Genomic DNA, 17,106 nt, shown 5'->3' with positions numbered 1-17,106 from the left:
AGTAACCCCCCGTCCATTCGGATAGCCCTGGGCTCCCGTATGAACGGGTATTAAACCAGGAGCTATGCTCAGCCAAGTAAAAGAAGTCAAAGAAAAGCTCAAGGCCCGTCTGACCATTGGCGTACCTTCCCCCGATCCCATCCTTGCCCGTTTAAAAGACCTCTCAACGCACCTGCCGGAAGAGTGTTTTATAGTCCTGGAGAGCCGGGTGGAAGGCCTTACCGGCGATGAGGCGGAAGAACGCCAGGCACAGCACGGGCGGAACGAGGTCCAGCATGAGCAGGCGCCCTCCTGGTATACACAATTGTTTCAGGCTTTTGTCAATCCGTTTATCGGCATCCTGGTGGTGATTGCCGCGGTGTCGGCGTTCATGTCCGACTTCGAGACGGTCATCGTGGTATCGACCATGGTCCTGATCAGCGCATTGTTGCGTTTTGTCCAGGAATTCCGGAGCAACCGGGCCGCCGAGGCATTGAAGGGGATGGTCCGTACCACGGCCACGGTGGAGCGTTCGGGCGCCCTGAGAACCGAGGTGGACATCAAAGAGCTGGTCCCCGGCGACGTGGTCTTCCTGTCGGCGGGCGACATGATCCCCGCGGACTGCCGCATCATCCATTCGAAAGATCTTTTCGTCAGCCAGGCGATGCTGACCGGGGAGTCCCTTCCGGTCGAGAAAAAAGAACATAGCCCGTCGGACATCCACTCGCCCCTTGAACTGGAGAACATCGTTTTCATGGGCACCAACGTGGTGTCGGGTACGGCCCGCGCCCTGGTGGTGTCCACCGGGAACCAGACTTACTTCGGGTCGCTGAGCAAGGCCATCACGGGCAAACGCGCCGAGACCAGCTTTGACAAAGGCGTCAACAAAGTCAGCTGGCTTCTGATCCGGTTTATGCTGGTCATGGTGCCCCTCGTCTTCCTGATCAACGGGTTGACCAAACACGACTGGATGGAAGCCTTGCTGTTTGGCATTTCCGTGGCAGTGGGGCTGACCCCGGAAATGCTCCCCATGATCGTGACCGCCAACCTCGCCAGGGGGGCCGTCATGATGAGCAAGCGCAAGGTCATCGTCAAACGCCTCAACGCCATCCAGAATATCGGCGCGATGAACATCCTGTGCACCGACAAGACAGGGACCCTGACGATGGACAAGATCGTCCTTCAAAAACACCTGAACGTCCGGGGCAAGGACGACGAGGAAGTGATGCGGTGGGCGTTCCTGAACTCCTTTCACCAGACCGGTTTGAAGAACCTGCTCGACGTAGCGGTCCTGGAACACGCCGCCGATGTGCACCACTTTGTGCATCCGGAAGACTACCTGAAAATAGATGAGATCCCCTTCGACTTCAACCGCAGGCGGATGTCGGTCATATTGGATAAAGACCATCGCCACCTCCTGATCTGCAAGGGGGCGGTAGAAGAAGTACTCGATCTCTGCACGCATGCACTCGATGCCGGCAACGTCATCCCTATGGATGCGGACATGCGCGCCGTGGTCCTGGACACCACCCGCCGGCTCAACGAAGAAGGCTTGCGCGTCCTGCTGGTCGCCATCAAAGAAACCAGCGAAAGACCCCTGACGTATTCGGTAGCGGACGAGTCCAACCTGACCCTGACGGGTTTTATCGGGTTCCTGGACCCAGCCAAACCCTCCGCCCGGCCTTCGATCGAAGCCCTGCAAAAGCTGGGGGTCCAGATCAAGGTGCTCACCGGGGACAACGAAATCGTCACCAAAAAGATTTGTAAGGATGTGGGCATTCCCTTCCAGGATGTGCTCTTAGGAACCAACCTGGATGACCTCGACGACGCGACCCTCACGCGCAGGTTGGAAGAAACCTCCATTCTCGCCAAGCTAAGCCCCGTCCAAAAAGCCCGCGTGGTTCGCCTGCTCCAGGCGGATGGCCATACGGTCGGCTTTATGGGGGACGGGATCAACGACGCAGCGGCCCTTCGTGACGCGGACGTCGGCATCTCGGTGGATACGGCGGTGGACATCGCCAAGGAAAGCGCGGACATCATCCTTCTTGAAAAAGACCTGATGGTCCTCCGGAAGGGGGTGATCTACGGCCGCCGGACCTTCGGGAACATCATCAAGTACATCAAGATGACGGCCAGCAGCAACTTCGGCAACATGTTCAGCATGCTGGGGGCGAGCGCCCTCCTCCCCTTCCTGCCGATGCTGCCGATCCAGCTCCTGGTGCAAAACCTGCTCTACGACCTGTCCCAGACCTCGATCCCCTGGGACCGTATGGACGAGGACTATATCCAGCAACCCAAAAAATGGGACGCCTCCGGCATCGCCCGTTTTATGATCTGGGTGGGGCCGACCAGCTCGGTGTTCGACTACGTGACGTTCGGAGTCCTTTTCTGGGTATTTAAAGCCCACGACGCGTCGCTTTTCCAGTCCGGCTGGTTTGTGGAAGGGCTGTTGTCCCAAACCCTGATCGTCCACCTCATCCGGACGCGCAAGATCCCCTTTATCCAAAGCTGGGCGACCGCCCCGGTGCTGGCGCTGACCACGCTGATCATGGCCATCGGCATCTGTCTGCCGTTTAGCCCGCTGGCGCCCGCGCTGAAGATGACGCCCCTGCCGCTGGCGTTTTTCCCCTGGCTCTTAGGGATCCTGCTGGCCTATTGCCTGCTGACCCAGGCCGTCAAGACTTGGTTTATTCGTACATTCCATCAATGGCTGTAAAATAAGTTCCGATGTTCACCAAACGACTTCTGCCCGGGCTTTGTTGTCTCCTTGGTTTGACCGTCCACGCCCAGTACGGGCCGGACATCGCTGCCCGCGCCAGTTTTGAAACCCCCAGCCCCTGGAGCGTCCACTTTCAGCTGACCACTGTGGACATGGGACACTTTTCTTTTCCCGCAAAATATTCGGGCCCCAATAGCCTGGTCGATACGCCCGAGCACAACATCACGAGCCTGACCACGTCCTTTTTCCTGGGCCGGAAACTCTGGAAGGGGGCCGCTGTGTACTTCAACCCGGAGGTATCGGGTGGCAGGGGGTTGAGCCATGCCACCGGGATGGCCGGTTTTCCCAACGGCGAAACCTTCCGGATCGGGGATCCCTCCCCGGCGATCTATACCGCCCGTTTTTTCCTACAACAAAATATCCCCCTCGGACACACGGGGTACATCATCCAGGAGGACGACGTCAACCAGGTCAGGGACTCCATCCCCATCGAACGGCTGACCCTGAGCATTGGCAAATTTTCCTTAGACGACTTTTTTGACGACAACCTGTTTAGCCACGATCCCCGCGCCCAGTTCCTGAACTGGAGCCTGATGAGCAACGGCGCCTGGGACTACCCGGCCAACACGAGAGGATATACGGTAGGTTTGGTAGCGGAGCTCTTCCTAAAGGGTTTTGCGATCCGCGGCAGCATGGTCCAGGAACCCCGCCAGGCCAACGGCCCCGATATGGACCCGGACATCTTCAAGTATTACGGGCTGACCCTGGAACTGGAAAAGCCGATCAAGATCGGCGACCAGCCAGGCACCATCCGGCTGCTGGGCTTTTTCAACCAAAGCCGCGCCATCCCCTACACCCAGGTTCTCCAGGAGGTCAAACAGGGGGACAGCAGCAACGTAGGCGTATTCAGCGGGGCCACCCTTTCCAACGGCTATGGCAACAAAAAAGGCTGGGGGCTGAGCGCCAACCAAAACATCGACGATAACGTCGGTGTATTCCTGCGGGCGAGCTGGAACGATGGAAAAACCGGCACCTGGGCGTTTACCGAGATCGACCAGTCGGCCAGCGCCGGGGTCCAGGTCCTGGGCAAGCTGTGGAAACGGCCCAACGATGTCGTTGGCGGCGCCTTTGTCCTGAACGGGATTTCCTCCGGTCACCAGGACTATCTAAAGGCCGGTCTGACCGGGTTTATGCTCGGAGATGGGAACCTCAACTATGGTCATGAAGGCGTGGCGGAATTCTATTATTCCGCAAGGCTTTTTGCGCACGTTTTCCTGTCGGCGGACTACCAGTGGTGCAAGAACCCCGGGTACAACAGGGACCGGGGGCCCGTGAGTATCTATGGGTTCCGGGGGCATATCGAGTTTTAACGTTCCAGGAAAACGGGAAGGCAGGCCCGCTAATCTCTGACGTCCGCAGGCCTGCGCATTATTTATAACAGTTGGCGAATCAAAGCCGGGATGGCCGTCACCACCTCTTCCCAAGTGCCGGTGAATTCTTCTCTTACCTGTGTGGAAGGACAGTTTTGGGGCGCCGTTACTGTCTGGCTCATGCGGGTTTCCACCTCTACCCTCCAAAGGACACCTGCCACCAGCAGGGCGACGAGGGGATACCCCATCCAGCGGGAGAGATCGCGCTTTGGTGTGTTCACGGTGGCCATACGCATGCAATTTACTCGTTTTCCCGCCGCCCGGGATACTTTTTAGACGAACGGGTGTTTTTTTTCAATGGATCCCCTTTCAATGGATCCTCTTTCCATGGATCCCGGTTTACTGGATCACCCTTTTAAAGGACGCGCCCGCCCAGACGATCACGCCCGCCGCCAGCGGCACGGTGATCGCAAAGGCTTCCCAGATCACCGGTTTGCCCAGGTGCCCGTTCATCAGCTGACGGGCGGCCGCCACCGAATAATAGAGCGGGTCGGCATAGGCCGCGGCCCTCAGCCAATGGGGCGCCAGCTCCATTGGCAGCAGGAACCCCGCCAGCATGAGCAGCGGAAAGGCCACCATCTGGGCAAAGGGGACAAGGGCATCCTCGTTTTTAACCATCAAGGCAATGGCATAGGAGTAGGAGGCGAACAATGCCGTGCTGCACATCATGAGCAACAGCAGCAGGACAAAACCCAGCGGGTCGACGTGCAGCCCAAAGGGAATCGCCGCCGCGGTGAAAATGAGCCCCTGTACCACGACGTTCGTCACGTCCCGGGCCACCGCCCCCATCAGCAACGCCAGCCGGCTGGTCGGCGTCACCCGGAAACGCTCGATGATACCCTGGCGGATCTCGTCGATCAGCCGGAACCCTGAAAAGGCCCCCCCGAACACCGTCAGCGAAATCAACACCCCGGGCAGAAAGGTATTCAGGACGCTGCCTCCCTGGAAACCCGGCATCCCCGTGAGGTTCTTTAGCAGGGGCGCGTAGAGCAACAGGTACATCAGGGGCATAAACAAGGAAAAGGAAAGCATCACCGGGTTTTTGATCACCTCCCTGAGCTTGCGGATATAGAATAGTTTGAACATGGTCTTTATGCTCCTTTTTCCTGGAGGGAGCGGCCGGTTTGTTTAAGAAATACATCGTCGAGCGTTGGTTGAGAAAGGCTGACCGACGCCAGCCCGATACGGGCCTGGTCCAGTTGGCGGAGGATGTCCGGCAGCACCGTTTCTCCGGAGCGTACGTACAACCGCAGACGGCCCTGGTCGCAACCGGCGCCTTGTTCATACCCGGCCTCGCGGACATAATCCCGGTCCCGGAGCAGGGCCAGCGCCCTTTCACCGGTAGTTTCCTCCCCGGAAAGACCGAGCAAGACCATATCGCCCGCGATCTGTTGTTTCAGGGCCCGGGGCGTTCCTTCCGCCACGATGGTCCCCTTGTCCATGATCGCGATCCTGTCCGACAACTCATCGGCCTCGTCCATATAGTGGGTCGTCAGGAAAACCGTCGTCCCCTCGTCCCGGAGCCGGCGGATCTCGTCCCAAAGCTGGGCGCGGCTGGCAGGATCCAAACCCGTGGTGGGCTCATCCAGGAACAGCAAAGCCGGCCGGTGCATCATCCCCAGGGCGATGTCCAGGCGGCGCTTTTGTCCCCCGGAATAGGTGGAGGCCTTGCGGCGGGCGATGTCGGTTAATCCAAGCGCTGCGATCAGTTCTTTCGCTCGCTTTTGCGGGTCGGTTACTTTGTATAGCCTGCCCTGGAGCAAGAGGTCCTCCGCCGCCGTCATGTCCCGGTCACTCCCCCCGGTCTGGCTCACATAGCCGATACGCTTCCGGACCTCGCCGGGTGCCTTGATCAGGTCACAGCCCGCCACGACGGCCTCCCCCTGATCCGGAACCAGTAAGGTGGCCAGCATCCTAAGGGTGGTTGTTTTGCCCGCCCCGTTGGGTCCCAGGAAGCCAAATATCTCCCCGGCTTTTACGTCGAGATCCACGCCCCTGACCGCTTCCACCGGCCCCGTCCTGGAGGCAAAGGTTTTGCGCAGCCCTTTGGTTCTCAGTAATGTATCCATGCGTTATATTTAGGGTAAAACTAGTCCCGGCCGGTGCCCGGGTCAATGGTGTTTCGGCAGGCGAGACGGATGTGTCGGTCAGACAAATGGATTACCCGGTAAACAAACCGACCGGCGTGCCGGCCGCTTACCGGTAAATGCACGAACTGAACAAAACCCCGATGCTTCGTCTTCCGTATATAGGCAAAGGGGGTGTATCCTGATGAAAATGCTCACCCGCTGTGCATTATAGGACGATGACAGGCAGCTGTAGACAGACTTCGACGGTTCGAGGTCCATGGTTTTCCTAACTAAAAAAAGCATGGTAATTTCCGAATATCAGAAAATTGCCTATCTTTATAATAGTGGGAATTTGCTTTGCTAAATCGTGTGGCGATTGGACTTTTACAAAGGAAATGCTTGGGTAGAATTGCGTAGTTCTTTTACTATATGAAAATTCTCAAAACGCGTCTTTCCCCCTTCCCTTTTCCTAAGTATTTTTGCCCATCTATTAGGTGGCCGTATAACATTTAAATTATTCCCCTTAGAATATAAACGTTTTCTGGACACACATTCAATATTGTGGTTTCAGAGGTAAGCAAAACGCCCTGCCTTTCCAGGCGGGGTTCTTTTTTTATTGGCCCCAGCCGCTTGCTGGCGCAATTTGCGCGGCTGGGGCCAATAAAAAAAGAACTCATCATGATCTGGGGGGAGGCTGCGCTCCCCCCAGACCCCTCTCGCTCAAATCGTGCGGCTGCGCCTTGCCGCTTCCGGATGATCCTTGCGCGTGGCTGTGGAATCTGCTCCTGTATTGAGTTTGGGGCGGTTTTCCTTTACGGTTGTTCATGGCATTTTGGGGGCCTTTGGGGGTGTATTTTGCCCTTGCATTGCGCCATTGATGTGCTCGGCGCTGCGCGCGAGCACGGGGGGGGTGGGGTGAGGTTTACTGAACGGATCTGATGGACTATCCTACTGTTTTGTACGAATTTGCCCTCATTGTTGAGGGCTCTTGGCGGGGGCTTTTTCGGCTGAATTTCTATTGGTGGGGAAATTATTCTACACTTATGCGCGGGCGTTAGTGGGGCCTTGGCATTGTGTTGGTACGAGGCGGGCTCCTTTTTATGGTTCGTATTTTTACGGCCTTAGTGGTTAGGGTGGCTGACGGATTAATGTTTCAATTCGAAACAATTGGCTAATTGAAGAAATAGAGGGTTGTCGGTGGCGGAGCGGACTTGACGCACGTCGGGCGGAGTGCGGATGCGCAGCGCGGCTCGCCTGCGGCGAGCGCGGAGGCTTCGGGGCGCGGGGCGCACGGCCTCGGACGCAGTGCAGAGGGCACGACGGGTGGGCGCTGCGCGCGGGGGCGCGGCCTAGTCCAGGATCGCGGCGGGCTGGCGGCCGACGCTTTCGTAGTAGTAGCCGAGGGCCTGCATTTGCGGGACCTCGAAGACGTTGCGGCCGTCGAAGATGACTTTTTGGGCGAAGGCGGCGTCCATTTTCTCGAAGTCGGGGGTGCGGAAGACGGACCATTCGGTGGCGATGATCAATGCGTCGGCGTCTTCGAGGACGGAGTATTGATCGGTACCGTAGCTGATGCGGTCGCCGAGGAGCTGGCGGACGTTGGGCATGGCTTCGGGGTCGAAGGCATGGACGTGGACGCCTTCGGCGAGGAGGGCTTCGATGATGTAGAGGGCGGGTGCTTCGCGGATGTCGTCGGTGTTGGGTTTGAAGGCGAGACCCCAGAGGGCGATCTTGCGGCCCTGGAGGCGGCCCTTGAAATAATCCATGATCTTGGGGACGAGGTAGACCTTCTGGGACTCGTTGACGTGCATGACGGATTCGAGGATGCGGAAGGGGTATCCGACCTCGGCGGCGGAGCGGGCGAGGGCCTGGACGTCTTTGGGGAAACAGCTGCCGCCATAACCGATGCCGGGGAAAAGAAAGCGTTTTCCAATGCGCTCGTCGGAGCCGATGGCGCGGCGAACCATGTCGACGTCGGCGCCGAGGAGCTCGCACATCCGGGCGATCTCGTTCATAAAGGAGATCTTGGTGGCGAGGAAGGCGTTGGCGGCGTACTTGGCGAGCTCGGCGGAGCGTTCGTCCATAAACAGGACGGGGTTGCCCTGGCGGACGAAGGGGGCGTAGAGTTCACGGAAAAGCCGCTGGGCCCTTTCGGAGCGGGTGCCGATGACAACGCGGTCGGGCTTCATAAAGTCATCGACGGCGACGCCCTCGCGGAGGAATTCGGGGTTGGAGACGACGTCGAACTCGCCCTTGTATTTGCGGGCGATGACCTCGCGGACTTTGTCGGCTGTCCCGACGGGGACGGTGCTTTTGTCGACGATCACCTTATAGTCGTCGAGGAGGTTGCCAAGCTCGTCGGCGACACCGAGGACGTAGGAGAGATCGGCGGCGCCGTCTTTGCCGGGCGGGGTGGGCAGGGCAAGGAATATGATCTGCGCATCGGAGATACCGTCAACAAGCGAAGTGGTGAACCGGAGGCGCCCTTCTTTGAGGTTGCGCTGGAAGAGGTGCTCCAGCCCGGGTTCGTAAATCGTGATTTCCCCGGAGGAAAGTTTCCGGACTTTCCGGGCGTCAATGTCGATACAGGTGACGGTGTTGCCGGTCTCGGAAAAACAGGTTCCGGTGACGAGGCCAACATAGCCCGTTCCTACCACAGCGATTTTCATGCGTGTCGTGATTAGAAGTAAGCAAAAAACAGGTCGGGAACTAAGGTAGCGGGAAAACCGCGGGCAAAGGGAGTCCTTCCGGGTGAACGCCGGGATTAATTCCGGGAACGTCCGGAAACGAGGCGGGTCATCCGCAAAATGGCGGCTTCCACTTCAGGTTTATTGGAAAAGGCGATCAGGTGGCCTTTGCCGGGGATCATCTGGATCTGCACGCCTTTTATATGCGTCCGGGCAAAATCGGCGTTGGTGGTATAGACCAGCTCGTCCCTGGCCCCCTGGAGATAGAAAACGGGGATGTGGAGGGTGGACCAGAGCGGGAGCATCTTCCGGAGCTCTTCGGCGTGGTGGACCTTTTCGGTATTGGCGGACTGGAGCATCCGGGGTACGAACCATTTGAGGGCGGGGTGTTCGATAGCGGGGGTGAACCAGAATATTTTTTCCTCGCCCGGAGCAATGGCCGGGGCAACGAGGACAAGGCCGTCGACGAGGCCCGGATTGTCCATGGCCAGGCGGGAAGCAACGGCGGTTCCATAGCTGGCCCCGACCAGGATGACGGGCCGGTGGAAGGCGTGCATGCTGTCGAGGAGGGGTTTGAGTAACGAAGCCTGTTTTTGAATATCGGGGACGGGATCGGCCAGACCGGAATAACCGTAGCCGGGGCGGTCGACGGCATACATGCGGGCGTGGGCGAGCAGAGCGCTGTCCTGGAGGTAGTTCCGCCAGTAGCTGAGCGAGCTGGGGGCGCCATGAATAAACAGGATGGTGCAGGTCGTATCCTGACCGACGGTCATATAGCGAATGGTCCGGCTTTCGGTTGTATAATAACCGATATGGGGGTCCAGGTGCTCCGCGTGGAACTGGCGGTAGATGTCTTTATCGTCCAGACGAAACTGTACGAACTGGTCAAAGATCAAAAGACTGAGCACAAAAAACACAAATGCCGAAACCACAAGGTTGACCAGGAGCCGAATGATGTTCCTAACCATATTTTAATCCTCTAGATAGTACTTACCGAGGGGCACCAGGGAGGGGTCGAGCTCGTACACCAGCGGGACCCCTGTGGGGATCTCCAGGTCGGCGATCTTGTCATCCGGTATGTGGTCCAGGTACTTGACAAGGGCGCGCAGACTGTTCCCGTGGGCGGAGATGATGACCTTCCGGCCCTCCTTTAACGAAGGTACGATGATCCTGTCCCAAAATACGGTAAAACGTGCCACGGTGTCTTTGAGGGTTTCCGCGAGGGGGAGCTCGGCCTCGGTCAGCCCTGCGTAGCGGGGATCGCGCCCGGGGTACCGGGGATCGTCCCGGAGCAGCGGCGGGGGCGGGACGTCATAGCTGCGTCTCCATATATGGACCTGCTCCTCCCCGTACCGGGCCGCGGTATCGGCCTTGTTCAACCCCTGGAGGGCCCCATAGTGGCGCTCGTTCAGCCGCCAGGATTTGTCCACGGGGATCCACAGCTGATCCATTTCGTCCAGGACGAGGTCGAGGGTTTTGATCGCCCGCTTTAGCAAAGAGGTGTAGGCCTGGTCGAACACAAAACCGGCCTCGCGCAACCGGCGGCCCGCCGCCCGGGCTTCGGCGACGCCTTTTTCCGAAAGGTCTACGTCGGTCCAGCCCGTAAAACGGTTTTCCTTGTTCCAGGTGCTTTCCCCATGCCGGATCAATACAAGACGTATCATGGTATATCGTATTCATTGTCCTTGGTATCCCGGTCCGCGTCAAACGGCCCGCCCAGGGTCACCTTGCGAAGCTCGCCGGACCCGGTAACGGGGACCGATACACGATCCGCGTGTTCCCATACACCGACGGACCGGTGGATGGTTTCCGTGTGACCGTCGGCGTAGTGAAGGGTCAGGTCGACGGGCACGGGTTTGATCCCCTTGCACACCACGTCGATGGTCCAGCCCTTAGCGGCTTTACTCACCTTCGTGATCCCGAGGTCGGGCCAGCCGCCCTTGTAAAACCAGCGGTCCCAGAACCAGTCGAGGTTCCGGCCGGAACCCGCGTTCATACAGGCAAAGAAATCGCTGGGGATGGGGTGTTTGCCGTGCCAGGTGCGGATATACGCATGAAGTCCTTTCAAAAAGAGGCTGTCCCCTAAGAGGTCGCGCGCATACATATACCCCAGCCCGGGCTTGGGATAGGAATTGAGGTAGTAGGCGTTCCCGTTTTGCTGGGTGGAGGGCGTGATGATGGGTATGTCGTCCTCGCGCCCGGACAAAAAGCTGTACGCATCCACCCCGTCCCGGTCCACCAGTGTGGGATCGATCAGGGGGGAGATCACCCATTCGCCGATGGTGGCCCAGCCCTCGTCCATAAACGCGTATTTGGTTTCGTTGACACCCATGTAAAACGGGAACATGGTGTGAAAGATCTCGTGGTCCGTCAGGTAAATGGTTTCCGCCCGGTCGGTCAGGGGATTGTCGTTGACCATCATCGGGTATTCCATCTGGTCGAGCCCGTCAAAAACGGTTTCGTGGGGATAGGGATAGGGCCAGCGGGGAAACCGGTAGCTCATGGATTCGACGGTTTTCCGGGCAAAGTCGATGACCTCGGCAAAGTCGGCATGGCTCGGATTATAGGCCGCGTCCACCCGCGTCCTGCGGCTCGTGGCCGGATCCACGACCAGGCTGCTGGCCTTCCATACATAATGGTTGCTCAGGGCAAACACAAAATCGGTCACGCTGTCCGCGTCAAACGTCCAGGTTTGCGGACCGGGGCCGCGGGTCACCTTTCCCGCCGCCAGGTCCGCCGTATCGATCACATCCGTCACCCCGTCCCGGGTCCCGGCGTCCTTCAAACGCTGCGCAATCGCCGGTTGAAACACGTCGGCGGCATTCACCAGGTTCCCCGTCCCCCACACGACATAGCCCGCCGGCACGGTCACGTCTACTGCAAAGTGGCAAAAGTCGTTGTAAAATTCCTGGGGTCCCAGGTAGGGAAATTGGTTCCACCCGTCTATATCGTCGTATACCGCGATTCTGGGGAAAAAATAAGCGATAAAATAGGACCCGCTGTCGACCTGGCCGGTCCGGATGTGCGAGGTCCGGTTAAGGGTGTAGGCAAAAGAAAGGGTTACGCTGACCTGTCCGCCCGGATGAAGGGCGGGGATGCCCGTGGTCCAATTGGTGCCGTCCACGGCCGCCCGCCGGCGATGCGCCCCACCGCCCTGGGGTGGTGCTTCTCCATTGACGCGGACGTCACTCACGTCCACCCCGTCGGTGAGGTCCTCCGGCAGCACATCCATCAAACGCTGAACACCCTTTTTGTAAATATTCGGATACAGTTTGAACAACAACCGCCGGAGGGTATCCGGGCTGTTGTTGATGTAGGTGATGGTTTCCGACCCGCTGACCAGGCGCGTCGCCGGGTCAAAGGACACCTTAATCCGGTAGTCGGCCCGGTTCTGCCAGTAATGGGGACCGGGTTCGCCGGTATTGGTACGCGTCCCCTTGTGGACCGCTTGCTGGATGTTCCAGGGAAGAGGAAGGGCTGTCTGGGCAGCGGCGGGGATCCGGAAAACGAGCGCCACCAGGACGGCCGTGAGGTAAAAGCGGTTCATGAACAGGGCTAGGTTTCGACGAAAATACGATTTTTTACGCGCGCGCGTAGTGCAACAGGGCGATCCCGCACGCGAAACCCCGCGCTTCGATCAACCGGAATTTTTGATAGCATTCAAAGATAGGTAACCCCCTCCCAAGCGCTGCGGGGTTCACGAAAAGAAACAGCTCATCGATCAACCCCTTCTCCAGCAGCCAGGCCACCGTGGAGGCACCACCGTATACGATAATATCCTTGCCGGGTTGTTGTTTGACATGGGCCACGGTTTCCTCCATGGAACCCTTCGCCAGTTCCGAATTTCCCCATTCGAGGCTCTTCAACGTCCGGGAGAAAACGATCTTCTTCAACGCGTTCATCTTTTGCGCAAACGGGTATTGGGGGTCTCCCTCGGGTATGCTTTCCCAGTGCGGGGCAAAACCCTGGTACAGCACCCGGCCGGTCAGCATCGTGTCCACGGTATCGGTGAGATCGTTGATGTATTGGGCCAGGGCCGGGTCGAAATTCCAGGTCATCCAATCCATTTCACCGGCGGGACGGGCGACGAATCCGTCCACGGATATTTGTACCTGCAGTTTTACGGTGCGCATACCTTTTCGATTTGTTTGTACAAAAGTAGCCACAGGCGGGGAAAATACGGTCCGGAAGATGCACAAAGTACGATCCGCATACTACAAGTTTCTGTAGGCTTATGTATGTTTCATCCGTAGCGATCAACACCCAACAAGAGTACAACACTCGCGTTAGATAGGAATTATAACTACTTTGTTGGCAATAATAATCCAACCCCAATGAAACCGCGATACCTTCTGGGACTACTCATGTTCCTATCATCCGTTTCATACGGTCAGACCAAACACTTTGTGAAGCAGACGGCCTCTGGCGCGGGCACCGGTTTGGGGTCTTGGGCCAATGCGGCCGGAGCGGCGCAGCTCCAGGGGATCATCGCCGGCGCGGCCAGCGGGGACACCGTCTGGGTGGCGATGGGGGTGTATCATCCGACGACCTATCCGGCGGGCTTTACCGGGGGGACAACGACCAGGGATTATGCTTTTGCCCTCACCAACGGCGTGGCCGTCTACGGCGGTTTCGCGGGGAACGAAACCTACCTGTCCCAACGCAACGTCAGCCTTTATGTGACGTCGCTGTCCGGGGACATCGGCGTAGCGGGCGTGATCACCGATAACTGTTACCACGTCATCGCCACCTATAACGTCACCACGACCGCCATCCTGGATGGGTTTAAAATTGACTCGGGTTATGCCAACGGTGGCGCCAGCATCAGCGACGGGGGTCAGACCTTTTCCCAAAGCGAGGGCGCAGGCATCTGCGACATGAAGTCACAACCCACGCTCGCCAACTGTACCTTTGTAGCCAACCAGGCAACGAGTGAAGGGGGCGCGATTTATTTCAACAATTGCAACGCGCTGCCGATTACGAACTGCACCTTTACCACCAATACCGCCGGGGGCAACGGGGGCGCGATCTCCAAAGAGACCTCCTCGCCTATCACCTTTACCAATTGTAGTTTTACGGGGAACCAGACCACCGTGGCGGCGGGAACCACAGGTGGTGGGGCCATCTACTCGGCCAGTGGATCGAACGACGTGATCACCAACTGTACTTTTACCAACAATAAATCAGCCAATGCCTATGGCGGCGCCTTGTTTTATAACGGGACGAGCACCCTCACCATGAGCCATTGCATGTTCACCCAAAACAACGCGGGCACGTATGGTGCAGGCCTGGCCGACATCGGCGGGACCAGCTTTACGGTCAGCAACTGCAATTTCAACAACAATGCCGCTCTTTACGGCGGGGGCATTTATTCCAACGGCGGGTCCTCGACCTACGCCTATGATACCCTGGCCAACAACACCGCTACCTCGACCACCGGCGCGGGGGGCGGGGGCTTTTATGTGGACGGCACCAACCCGATCATTTCTCACTGCTGGTTTGACGCCAACGTGACCAACGGGGGCAACGGCGCGGGTCAGTACGACAACGGGAGCGCGTCGCCCACGGACAGCAATACTGTTTTCCAGGCCAATATCGCCAAGGGGACGACGTCTAACGGCGGGGGGTACTACCACACCGGCGGCACGGGCTTTTTTGTCAACGATGTCTTTGTGGACAACGCCTGCGCCGTCAACGGCGGGGCGTATTACAACAACAGTTCCCAGCCAGTGGAGAACTGTACTTTCTACAACAACACCGCCGGTACGGGCGACCATGGCGGCGGTTATTATGATGTAGGCGGATCCGGTATCAAGTTTTACAACAATATCCTATGGAACAACGCGCCGGACAATTTCTATTCTCTTGGCGCAGCAGGTTCAATGAAACTCAAGTACAACAACTTCCCGGAAGCGGCTTCGTATCCCGTGGGGGGGAGTGTCGTAGGGAACATTCACCAGACGCCCCCGTTCTATAATACGGGTAGTTACGTGGGCGCGGATGGGAAGTGGGCAACCCTCGACGACGGCCTCCACCTGACAACGGCCGCGGATTCCGGCGGGGTGGACGCCGTTCCTCCCAGCGGGACAAACGGTTCGTATGGGTGGCCCGGCGATGACATCGTGGGCACTTATCGCGCGGACCCGGGAAAAGACTCGGCGGATATGGGGGCGTACGAAGACGGTATTATCCCCCTCCCCTTGTCGCTTGTTCAATTCACCGCCGTCCCCGCCTCCGAAGGAGGGGCCATTGACCTTTCCTGGTCGGTGACGGCGGGGGGCGCGGTGACCCGCTTCCAGGTGACCCGGTCCACCGACGGCATCATTTTCCAGACCATTGCGAGCGAACTGGCCGACCCTAATCAGGATACCTACCAGTACGTGGACAATACGGCCCCGGACGGCGTTTTGTATTACCGTTTGGTGATGACCTATGCGGGCGGCACCACCGGCTATAGCGCCGTGCTGGAGGTCACCCGTACTTCGCTGGCGGCTTCTGTGCAGATCCGGCCGAACCTGGTGGAACAACGCTCGACCACGCTGTATGTGGGCGGCGTCAAACAAGCCGGCCAGGTCATGATCCACGCGGTCGACCTGATGGGCCGTACCTGGATCAACCATCCTATTACCTTAACCCTTGGCGATAATTACACCTTACTGGACCTGGGCGATATGCCCCGGGGCGTTTATTACCTCGTGATCACAGGTGCAAACGGATGGAGGCGGGTCTTACCCTTTGAAAAGGAATAAGGTCCCGCCTCCTTTAACCCTTAGCAACGAAAACGCCCGCGATTTGCGGGCGTTCGCTATTATTGCCAGCCACCGCCTAGTGAGCGGTAGAGCTCTACTTGTTCCGACAACTGCTGCCGTTTGACGCTGGCGTAGTCCAGCTCGCTGGAGAGCAGGTTCCCCTGGGCGGTGATGACCTCCAGGTAGGTGGCGAGGCCGCTTTTGAAGAGCAGTTCCGCGTGCCCTACGGCCGACCGGAGCGTGCCCAGGCGGGCGGATGCGATGCGTTCCTGGTCCTGGAGCTGTGTATAAGACACCAGGGCGTTGGATACTTCACCGACCGCGTTCAGCACGGACTGACGGAAGTAGATCACGTTTTGCTCGCGGGTGATCTTGGCCTCTTCGAACTGGGTCTTCCGCGCACGGCCCTGGAGGATGGGTTCCACCAGCGTTCCGCCCAGCAAACCAAAAAGGGAGTTGGGGATGGAAAACCAGTTGCTGGCCTTAAAGGCGTCCAACCCACCGCCCGCGGTGATGCTCAACACGGGATAAAGGTTGGCCTGGGCCGAACCCACCTGGGCATTGGCGGCGACGAGCCCCATTTCAGCGGCGCGTACGTCGGGACGCCGGCTCACGAGGGCCGCGGGTACGCCCGCGTCGAGGTGATCGGGCACCGTAAGGGTGCGTATGTCGGCTTCGCGCGCGACGGGTGTGCCCGGGATGGTCCCGGTCAGGATGTGCAGGGCGTTTTCCTGGATGCCGATGCTGGCTTGCAACTGGGGCACCAGGATAGCGGCTGCCTGACGCTGGGCGTCGGCTTGCTCCACGGCAAGCTGCGTGACATCCCCCGCGTCCTTCTGGAGCTTGGTCATGGCGAGGATGCTGTCTCCCAAGGCTAAACTGTGCTTAGCGATGTCGAGCTGGGCGTCGAGCATCAGGAGGTTGTAGTACCCTTGCGCCACGTCGGAAACGATGGTGGTTTGCACGGCCCTGGCGGCTTCCTGCGTTTGCAGATAGGTGGCCAGCGCGGCTTCCTTCTGACGACGGATGCGCCCCCAGATGTCGGCTTCCCAGGACAGGTTGGCCTGGACGGAATAGTCTTCCAGGTGGTCCTTGCCGAGGAAAGCATTATAGCTAAGCCCGTTCAGGGTATTCTTACCATAGATGCTGGTGTTGGCGCCGACCTGTGCACTCAGGGTAGGCAGGAAGGCCGCCTTGGCCCGCCGGACCTCCTGCCCGGATGTGGCGATCCGGGTCAGGGCGGTCTGCAGGTCATAGTTGTTCTTCACGGCCGTATCAATGAGTTGCCTCAGGAGTGGGTCGGTATAAAACTGGGCCCACGCGGTAGACGCGATGCTCAGCGTATCCCCCGTCGCCACCCCGGCATAAGACGCCGGCAGGGGCAAGGAAGGCCGCTCATAGTTTCGTCCAACCCGGCAGGCGCCCAATGCGAGGGCTAAGATGATAACGTATTTATATCGGTTCATAGTGAGT

12 protein-coding genes are annotated in these 17,106 nt (G+C 58.6%); 3 read left to right on the top strand and 9 right to left on the bottom strand.

Features of this window, described 5'->3' with window-relative positions:
- Positions 1–64 precede the first annotated feature (64 nt).
- Positions 65–2,695, top strand: a complete 2,631-nt coding sequence (gene mgtA / locus EDB95_RS13215; RefSeq protein ID WP_133994276.1) for a magnesium-translocating P-type ATPase — start codon at positions 65–67, stop codon at positions 2,693–2,695.
- A gap of 11 nt (positions 2,696–2,706) precedes the next feature.
- Positions 2,707–4,068: a carbohydrate porin gene (locus tag EDB95_RS13210; protein ID WP_133994275.1), complete on the top strand. Its 1,362-nt coding sequence runs from the start codon at positions 2,707–2,709 to the stop codon at positions 4,066–4,068.
- A gap of 62 nt (positions 4,069–4,130) precedes the next feature.
- Here the strand turns inward: EDB95_RS13210 and EDB95_RS13205 are convergent, their stop codons facing one another.
- The 8 genes from EDB95_RS13205 to EDB95_RS13170 all read right to left on the bottom strand — a co-directional run bounded on the left by EDB95_RS13205 (position 4,131) and on the right by EDB95_RS13170 (position 13,017).
- The gene (locus EDB95_RS13205) at positions 4,131–4,358 is read right to left on the bottom strand and encodes a hypothetical protein (RefSeq protein ID WP_133994274.1); all 228 of its coding nucleotides are present in this window, start codon (positions 4,356–4,358) and stop codon (positions 4,131–4,133) included.
- Between the two features lie 109 nt (positions 4,359–4,467).
- Positions 4,468–5,214 (bottom strand): ABC transporter permease, encoded by a 747-nt coding sequence (locus EDB95_RS13200; protein WP_133994273.1) that lies wholly within the window; start codon positions 5,212–5,214, stop codon positions 4,468–4,470.
- Positions 5,215–5,219: 5 nt separating this feature from the next.
- Positions 5,220–6,197, bottom strand: a complete 978-nt coding sequence (locus tag EDB95_RS13195; RefSeq protein WP_133994272.1) for an ATP-binding cassette domain-containing protein — start codon at positions 6,195–6,197, stop codon at positions 5,220–5,222.
- A gap of 1,349 nt (positions 6,198–7,546) precedes the next feature.
- Entirely contained in the window at positions 7,547–8,866 is a 1,320-nt protein-coding gene (locus EDB95_RS13190; RefSeq protein ID WP_133994271.1) for a UDP-glucose dehydrogenase family protein, read from the bottom strand.
- 95 nt (positions 8,867–8,961) lie between these two features.
- On the bottom strand, positions 8,962–9,852 hold the full coding sequence (locus EDB95_RS13185; protein WP_133994270.1) for an alpha/beta fold hydrolase: 891 nt from the start codon (positions 9,850–9,852) through the stop codon (positions 8,962–8,964).
- Positions 9,853–9,855: 3 nt separating this feature from the next.
- A complete protein-coding gene (gpmA, locus tag EDB95_RS13180) occupies positions 9,856–10,548 on the bottom strand; it encodes a 2,3-diphosphoglycerate-dependent phosphoglycerate mutase (protein ID WP_133994269.1) in 693 nt (230 codons plus the stop codon).
- Complete coding sequence (locus EDB95_RS13175; RefSeq protein WP_133994268.1) at positions 10,545–12,431, bottom strand: M1 family metallopeptidase; 1,887 nt, start codon at positions 12,429–12,431, stop codon at positions 10,545–10,547. The genes gpmA and EDB95_RS13175 overlap by 4 nt, the downstream gene beginning before the upstream one ends.
- Positions 12,432–12,465: 34 nt before the next feature.
- Positions 12,466–13,017 carry a dihydrofolate reductase family protein gene (locus EDB95_RS13170; protein WP_133994267.1) on the bottom strand — a complete coding sequence of 184 codons (552 nt, stop codon included), beginning with the start codon at positions 13,015–13,017 and terminating at the stop codon, positions 12,466–12,468.
- A gap of 231 nt (positions 13,018–13,248) precedes the next feature.
- On the opposite strand from EDB95_RS13170, the gene EDB95_RS13165 reads away from it, so the two are divergent.
- Positions 13,249–15,633, top strand: a complete 2,385-nt coding sequence (locus tag EDB95_RS13165; protein WP_162852584.1) for a right-handed parallel beta-helix repeat-containing protein — start codon at positions 13,249–13,251, stop codon at positions 15,631–15,633.
- Positions 15,634–15,692: 59 nt separating this feature from the next.
- On the opposite strand, the gene EDB95_RS13160 is transcribed toward EDB95_RS13165, so the two are convergent.
- On the bottom strand, positions 15,693–17,099 hold the full coding sequence (locus EDB95_RS13160) for an efflux transporter outer membrane subunit (protein ID WP_133994265.1): 1,407 nt from the start codon (positions 17,097–17,099) through the stop codon (positions 15,693–15,695).
- Positions 17,100–17,106: the final 7 nt, after the last annotated feature.

The sequence above is a fragment of the Dinghuibacter silviterrae genome, from assembly GCF_004366355.1.
Classification (GTDB): domain Bacteria; phylum Bacteroidota; class Bacteroidia; order Chitinophagales; family Chitinophagaceae; genus Dinghuibacter; species Dinghuibacter silviterrae.
The sequence above is the reverse complement of the archived record's forward strand: the minus strand, read 5'-3'. Positions and strand labels throughout refer to the sequence as shown.

Coding starts and splice junctions, on each gene's coding strand:
- EDB95_RS13160 (WP_133994265.1), bottom strand. CDS start 17,099: ATGAACCGATATAAATACGTTATCATCTTAGCCCTCGCATTGGGCGCC.
- EDB95_RS13210 (WP_133994275.1), top strand. CDS start 2,707: ATGTTCACCAAACGACTTCTGCCCGGGCTTTGTTGTCTCCTTGGTTTG.
- EDB95_RS13200 (WP_133994273.1), bottom strand. CDS start 5,214: ATGTTCAAACTATTCTATATCCGCAAGCTCAGGGAGGTGATCAAAAAC.
- mgtA (WP_133994276.1), top strand. CDS start 65: ATGCTCAGCCAAGTAAAAGAAGTCAAAGAAAAGCTCAAGGCCCGTCTG.
- EDB95_RS13175 (WP_133994268.1), bottom strand. CDS start 12,431: ATGAACCGCTTTTACCTCACGGCCGTCCTGGTGGCGCTCGTTTTCCGG.
- EDB95_RS13185 (WP_133994270.1), bottom strand. CDS start 9,852: ATGGTTAGGAACATCATTCGGCTCCTGGTCAACCTTGTGGTTTCGGCA.
- EDB95_RS13170 (WP_133994267.1), bottom strand. CDS start 13,017: ATGCGCACCGTAAAACTGCAGGTACAAATATCCGTGGACGGATTCGTC.
- EDB95_RS13190 (WP_133994271.1), bottom strand. CDS start 8,866: ATGAAAATCGCTGTGGTAGGAACGGGCTATGTTGGCCTCGTCACCGGA.
- EDB95_RS13165 (WP_162852584.1), top strand. CDS start 13,249: ATGTTCCTATCATCCGTTTCATACGGTCAGACCAAACACTTTGTGAAG.
- gpmA (WP_133994269.1), bottom strand. CDS start 10,548: ATGATACGTCTTGTATTGATCCGGCATGGGGAAAGCACCTGGAACAAG.
- EDB95_RS13205 (WP_133994274.1), bottom strand. CDS start 4,358: ATGGCCACCGTGAACACACCAAAGCGCGATCTCTCCCGCTGGATGGGG.
- EDB95_RS13195 (WP_133994272.1), bottom strand. CDS start 6,197: ATGGATACATTACTGAGAACCAAAGGGCTGCGCAAAACCTTTGCCTCC.